Source organism: Spiroplasma sp. ChiS, from assembly GCF_002968355.1.
GTDB classification, from domain to species: Bacteria; Bacillota_I; Bacilli_A; order Mycoplasmatales; family Mycoplasmataceae; genus Spiroplasma; species Spiroplasma citri.
The window spans coordinates 1-5686 of sequence record NZ_PUUH01000301.1 but is presented as its reverse complement, the minus strand read 5'-3'; the positions used below and the strand labels follow the sequence as shown (position 1 = coordinate 5686).

Genomic DNA, 5686 nt, shown 5'->3' with positions numbered 1-5686 from the left:
TGTTAAAGTCATTGCAGCATTTACTAAACCAATCTTGCTAATTGCAAATAATCAATTACCTTTTTGATATAATTCAATCTGTGAGTATTTACCAATTGCTGTTGGTTTTAAAGCATTTAAAGTTGTTATTAACTCTTCTTTCATTGCACTAATAATTAAATTCATTACGTTATTTATCCTCTTTTCATTGTTGATAAGTTAATTGTATGTTTTTACCTAAATGTTCAAGACCTTGCTTATCTACTGCTCGTTCAAATTGGATTATTAATAATTCTTGAAACGCTTTTATTAAATCTTTTTGTGCTAATGTTCGATAATAATCAACTTTCGGATAATTTCGTTCACTACTAATTTTATCCGCAACAAAAATTAGCATTTCAAACAATGTCATTTGTGGATGACCAACAGTATGTCATTTAACTCCTGTTAAAATATCCTCATCAGTAAATAATAAATCATATTTTAAATGACAATAAGCTGTATAAGCATGCCAAATAGGAATTGGCTCTGATAAAAAAGTTGGTAAGTATTTTGTTAGATATGCTTTTTGTTTTTGTTTTGACCATTGTTTCGTAATATCATGATATGTTCCAGCAATTAAAGCTTTTTGCGGGTTTAATTTATGAATCAATGCTAATTCTTGGGCTTTTTTCCCAACATTTAAACAATGTTGATATCGTTCCTTATCCATATTTTGTCCCAATCGTTCTGGTAAATATAATAAATTATTATTAATATACTTAGTAATACTTGGCAATTCCAATGAAATGTTTTTTCCTTCTCGTAACATTGTTGATGATAAATGTAAATTATTATGAAATGGAATTACTATTGCTTGATATTGTTTTAAAATTGCTTGTTCAATTGGTTCATTTCGTTGAAAAACAATAAAAGTTTGCATTCTTGTTAATTCAATAATATTGTTTCATTTATTTAACGATGCTAGTTGGTCAGAACCAATCATAAAATAAAATTGATAATGTGGAAATTGGCCTTGCAATTTTAAAACAGTATCATATGTTGTACTAGGTTTTGTATTTTCTAATTCAATTAAATTAATCTTAACATACGATAAACCAGCAACTGCTAAAGTAATCATTGCAACACGATCAGTGGAAGAAGATAATTTTCGTGTTTTAAAAGGATTCTGATTTGTTGGAATAATTCAGATTTCATCAATATCTGTTTTTGTTTTAACAAGATTAATCATTGTTAAATGGTCAGTATGAAATGGGTCAAAACTACCACCAAATAATGCTATCTTCATTTATTTTTCCTCCCAATCTAAAAAATACAGCACATAAAAACAAAACAAAAATTATTCATCTTTACTTTTAATTCCTAATTCAACTAAAACATCCTCCACAGTATCACGCACAACTTGTTGAAATTGTTTTACAGATAATGTAATTGTAACATTCTCTTTTTCACTTAAATTATTAGAAGTCTTTTTTGGTAAGTTTTGTTTTAAAGTATTAATTTCACTTTTATCCCCAGCAATTGTAATTTTATTTTTTTTTTACTCCTTTTGACGCATTTTCTGCTAATGGTTCACCATTATGCGCTAATTCTAATTTATCATCATCACGATGAGAAATCTTAATTCGATCCATAATATATGCCATTCGGTCATTAAAATTCCGTTCTTTAATTCGATTTAGCATTTGTTGAAACTCATTTGGTTGAACTTGAGAACTATCACGTAATTTTTTTAATTTCTCTAAGCGTTCTAATAAATTTTCATGTTCATTAACATTATGTTCTTCTTTATATTTATTAATTTGATGACGTGAATTTTGAACAAGACTATGAATACTATTAGTATCCTCTTGAGTTATTTTAATCTCAGAATTTTCTAAATTATTTATTATAACCTTTTTTGATTGTGACAATTCAAAGTCAATTGTTTCATCACTAAAATTAGCTCCACTAAACCCTTCAATTTCATCATCAAAAGCACTCGCTGTTTCTAAATTTACTATTTTTTGTTCAGTTTTTTTTCGTCTTCATCATTTAAACATATCTTTGCCTCTAATTCCATATACATTATTATATAATAAATTATTAAAATTTCTGTCAATATCTATCTAAAATTTCGTAAATTTATTTAATTGATAATTGTTTCATAGTATATCTTTCAGTTCATGAATGATTTGATTTGGGTTTATGAGCTTTAGATTTTGGTAATGTTTTTTCTGTATTTTTAACTGTTGGAATATATTCTAATAGATTATAAATTTTGTTTTCATACTTAAGATAGAATGTTTTAGTAAAGGTGTCTTTTTCTTCGTTTTTACTATTATTTTTTTGATAAGTAAAAATTGTTCGCTTATCTGTATAAAATGTCATAGGAATACCATAGTTTTTTAAAATTTGATATAAAACATTATAATAACCATTTAAGGTTTCTTGATAATCAAAATATAATCCAACAACTGTATTTGTTGCATCATCAATAGCACCATGTAAAAATATTTTAGGATGATTTATTCCTAGTCATAAATGTTCACTAGCATCAGCTTGTAATAATTCCCCAAAATATTTGTGGCGTTCTCTTAAAGTATGTGATTTATCTTTTTTTTCTTAATTTCTGTTTTCTAGGAGATTTTATTTGATTTAGAGACATTAAGTTGTACAAAACTGAATAATAAATTTTTATTTTTCATTTTCAAGTAATTTTTCTTTAAAATGTATAAAATTAAAATCAATATATTTAGTTTTGTAAAGATTAAGAATATTTTCACAAATTTATGGTTTTGTTTTGTTATATGCTGTTCTACCACGTGAATGATGGGCAAAGGAAGTCATATTTTGTGTATCATAAATTTTCATTAATTGTTCAATTCTACGAATAGACAAATCTAAAATTTTAGCATCACGTTTTTTTGTTATTTCATTATTAATAACTTTTCCAATAGTTTTATATTTATGTTTTTCTGTCATTGTTAATTTTCTTTCCATAGTTATCACCAAATTAATAATATAAATAATTGCGAAATTTTTGCTAGATAACTATTACGAAATTATCACAAGATAAGGACATAAATTATTAAAATTTCTTGCATTTTTTTGCAACAATGTTAAGATAATATTGTAATTGACAGAGGTAACTTACAAAACATAAGTTTGAGAAATACTCTTAGAACCTGATCTAGTTAACACTAGCGTAGGGAGTTCAAATTCGTTATTTATTTAATTTAATAAATTTAATTTGATGCTCACTTTCACAGAAGTTAATTACAAAATTATTTGTGTAAGGAGATTTTTTATATGGCCACAACCGCAATTTTTAAGTTTAAGTTAAACCAACAAAAAATTATTTTATGATATAATAAAGTAACTATTTTTATGATCATTAGTTTATATCTTGGTATTATAATAACTCTTAGTATTTTACCATTATCAACATTAAGTAAATTATTCGATTTAAATAATGACCAAAATTTTAAAAATATATGAGTTTTTTGTTTAGCGGTTTGTGGTTAAACCAACAAAAAATTATTTTATGATATAATAAAGTAACTATTTTTATGATCATTAGTTTATATCTTGGTATTATAATAACTCTTAGTATTTTACCATTATCGTTTAAATTTTCTTAATTTAATTAGTAATCTTATTATTTATAGTTATGAAACAAAAGTTAGTGATTTATTATTTACTAATGTTATAAAGCGAAAACGATTTTTAATTAATTTAGGAATTTGAAAATGAAAAACATTTGATATTGTTATTATTGGAATGTTTGCAGCAGTAACCTTAGCATTAGCATATTTAGAAACCTTGCTGCCAAATTTACCCCATGGGGGTGGGATTGCTCTAAAATATCTTCCTCTTACAATAATTTCTTTTTTACATTCCGCTTTAGCTGGTTTTTTTGTTGGAAGCATTAGTGCCTTAATTTCCCTGTTATTTATTCCCTCTGGTTTTTTTGTTTCACCTTGATCATATTTGTTGGATTATTTTATTCCAATGATTATTCCAATGATTGCTGGCTTTATGCGGTTTAAAGTTAACAATGATAAAAAAAATATTACATATGTTAATTATATTATTATTTGTTTTAGCATCATTGGTTTAATTGCTTTATCACAAATATTAGGTGGTGTTATCATTTGAACCACATTATTTCCTGCTTCTGTTTGACCAGGGTATTCTAATTGATTATATGCAATTGTTTATAATTTTATTCATAGTTTTCTTTTTACCTATCCAATCATGCAAATTGTAATCCCACTTGCCTTGCGCGGTTTAGCTCCAGTGTTTTGACAACGTTATTTAAAATATGATAATTAAGGTTACATAAAAAAAGTAGGCTATAAAATGTATTGTAAAGATGCAATTAGGTCAATCAACCCTTATTAAGTCAATAATATATCTTTTATTAAAAATTGCAACTATTTTTTCAAAAAAAAATAATTTTTTTAAATATGAGTTAATATTTAAGCACGACAAAAAGAAAAGTTTGCTACAAATATATAATTTATATTTAAAAAAATTAAATATTAATATTTTGTAAAAATACCTCTTTGGAGGATAATCAATCTAAACTGGGTCGCGGTTTTTCATTAATAATTTTCATAACTTTATTAATTTCTTTTTGAGTAACAGTATTAAAATCAGTTCCTTTAAGTAAATATTCTCTAATATCTCTATTTATTCTTTCAACTTTATTTATCTTATAAAGTTTATTTCTAATAATACTTTTAAGAGCTTTATTAACCTCTTCTGAATTATGTTGATTTAATTTAAAACAAATCGTATATAAACTTTTTTCTTCGGTAAAAGTTAAACAAGCAGACTTATGTTCTTTTCCAACAATACAATCCATTTGAAATCAACCAAAAGTTCCCTTTTCATGTTCTGCTTCATCAATAAATCTAATATTAGTTAATTGACCACGATCATCTTTTCTCTTTTTTGTTTTATATTTTTTACCTTTAAATGGTAATTTTTTCTTAATTTCATTATTTTCATCATCAAAAACTCCATATTCAATATATTTATAAAGTGTCATATGTGAAAATGGAAACTTTTCATTATATTTTTTTTCATATTCATAAATAATTAATCTTGGTGAATAAATTTTTTTACTTAAAATTTTTCTTACATAATTTACAACTTTTGTTGAAATTGTAGTATATTTAATAGATTTTTTTCTTTTTATAATCTTCATTTGCTTTTTCAAGATTATATTCTTCACCAAGTCTTTGAGCCTCTAATCTAATAGTAATTAACATAACAGATAGGAGAAAAATATAATGGCAATGTTATATGAATATAGTTATCTTAATGAGATAGTAGTTAGTTTATTAAAAAATACAGAATATATTGCAGATGAGATTAATTTAGCAGGTAGTCGGAAAGCGGGTAAAACATATTCTATTGATGAATTAATAGCATTATTAAGTTGTGGTGTGTTGGCAAATAAAGATAAAAAAATAGCAATATATGGTTTTAGATTAAATAGTGCTGATACTGCTTAGTTAGTTTATTAAAAAATACAGAATATATTGCAGATGAGATTAATTTAGCAGGTAGTCGGAAAGCGGGTAAAACATATTCTATTGATGAATTAATAGCATTATTAAGTTGTGGTGTGTTGGCAAATAAAGATAAAAAAATAGCAATATATGGTTTTAGATTAAATAGTGCTGATACTGCTGAAATGCAACAAGATATTCAA

General features: G+C 24.8%; 6 protein-coding genes, 2 pseudogenes and 1 riboswitch. Of the genes and pseudogenes, 3 read left to right on the top strand and 5 right to left on the bottom strand.

Annotated features, from left to right (window positions below; genetic code table 4):
- Positions 1 to 169: 169 nt before the first annotated feature.
- The 3 genes and pseudogenes from C6B38_RS08300 to C6B38_RS12470 all read right to left on the bottom strand — a co-directional run bounded on the left by C6B38_RS08300 (position 170) and on the right by C6B38_RS12470 (position 2950).
- Positions 170 to 1267, bottom strand: a complete 1098-nt coding sequence (locus C6B38_RS08300) for a nicotinate-nucleotide adenylyltransferase (protein ID WP_105299276.1) — start codon at positions 1265 to 1267, stop codon at positions 170 to 172.
- A 241-nt stretch (positions 1268 to 1508) separates the two neighbouring features.
- Positions 1509 to 2021 carry a hypothetical protein gene (locus C6B38_RS08295; protein ID WP_233485700.1) on the bottom strand — a complete coding sequence of 171 codons (513 nt, stop codon included), beginning with the start codon at positions 2019 to 2021 and terminating at the stop codon, positions 1509 to 1511.
- Positions 2022 to 2103: 82 nt separating this feature from the next.
- Positions 2104 to 2950: pseudogene (locus tag C6B38_RS12470) on the bottom strand (hypothetical protein).
- Between the two features lie 142 nt (positions 2951 to 3092).
- A riboswitch (TPP riboswitch) is annotated at positions 3093 to 3191 on the top strand.
- A gap of 79 nt (positions 3192 to 3270) precedes the next feature.
- Here C6B38_RS12470 and C6B38_RS11625 point away from each other — a divergent pair.
- Both C6B38_RS11625 and C6B38_RS11620 read left to right on the top strand, forming a co-directional pair.
- Positions 3271 to 3486 carry a hypothetical protein gene (locus C6B38_RS11625; protein WP_233485699.1) on the top strand — a complete coding sequence of 72 codons (216 nt, stop codon included), beginning with the start codon at positions 3271 to 3273 and terminating at the stop codon, positions 3484 to 3486.
- A gap of 255 nt (positions 3487 to 3741) precedes the next feature.
- Positions 3742 to 4296 (top strand): energy-coupled thiamine transporter ThiT, encoded by a 555-nt coding sequence (locus tag C6B38_RS11620; RefSeq protein WP_233485698.1) that lies wholly within the window; start codon positions 3742 to 3744, stop codon positions 4294 to 4296.
- Positions 4297 to 4498: 202 nt separating this feature from the next.
- Here C6B38_RS11620 and C6B38_RS08270 read toward each other — a convergent pair.
- Positions 4499 to 5231 (bottom strand): annotated as a pseudogene (locus C6B38_RS08270) (IS30 family transposase); the annotation flags it as partial.
- 30 nt (positions 5232 to 5261) lie between these two features.
- Between C6B38_RS08270 and C6B38_RS08265 the strand changes: the two are divergent.
- On the top strand, positions 5262 to 5486 hold the full coding sequence (locus C6B38_RS08265; RefSeq protein ID WP_105299271.1) for a hypothetical protein: 225 nt from the start codon (positions 5262 to 5264) through the stop codon (positions 5484 to 5486).
- On the opposite strand, the gene C6B38_RS11615 is transcribed toward C6B38_RS08265, so the two are convergent.
- On the bottom strand, positions 5458 to 5686 hold a 229-nt coding region (locus tag C6B38_RS11615; RefSeq protein ID WP_233485697.1), incomplete at its 5' end, for a hypothetical protein. The two genes, C6B38_RS08265 and C6B38_RS11615, sit on opposite strands and share 29 nt — an antisense overlap.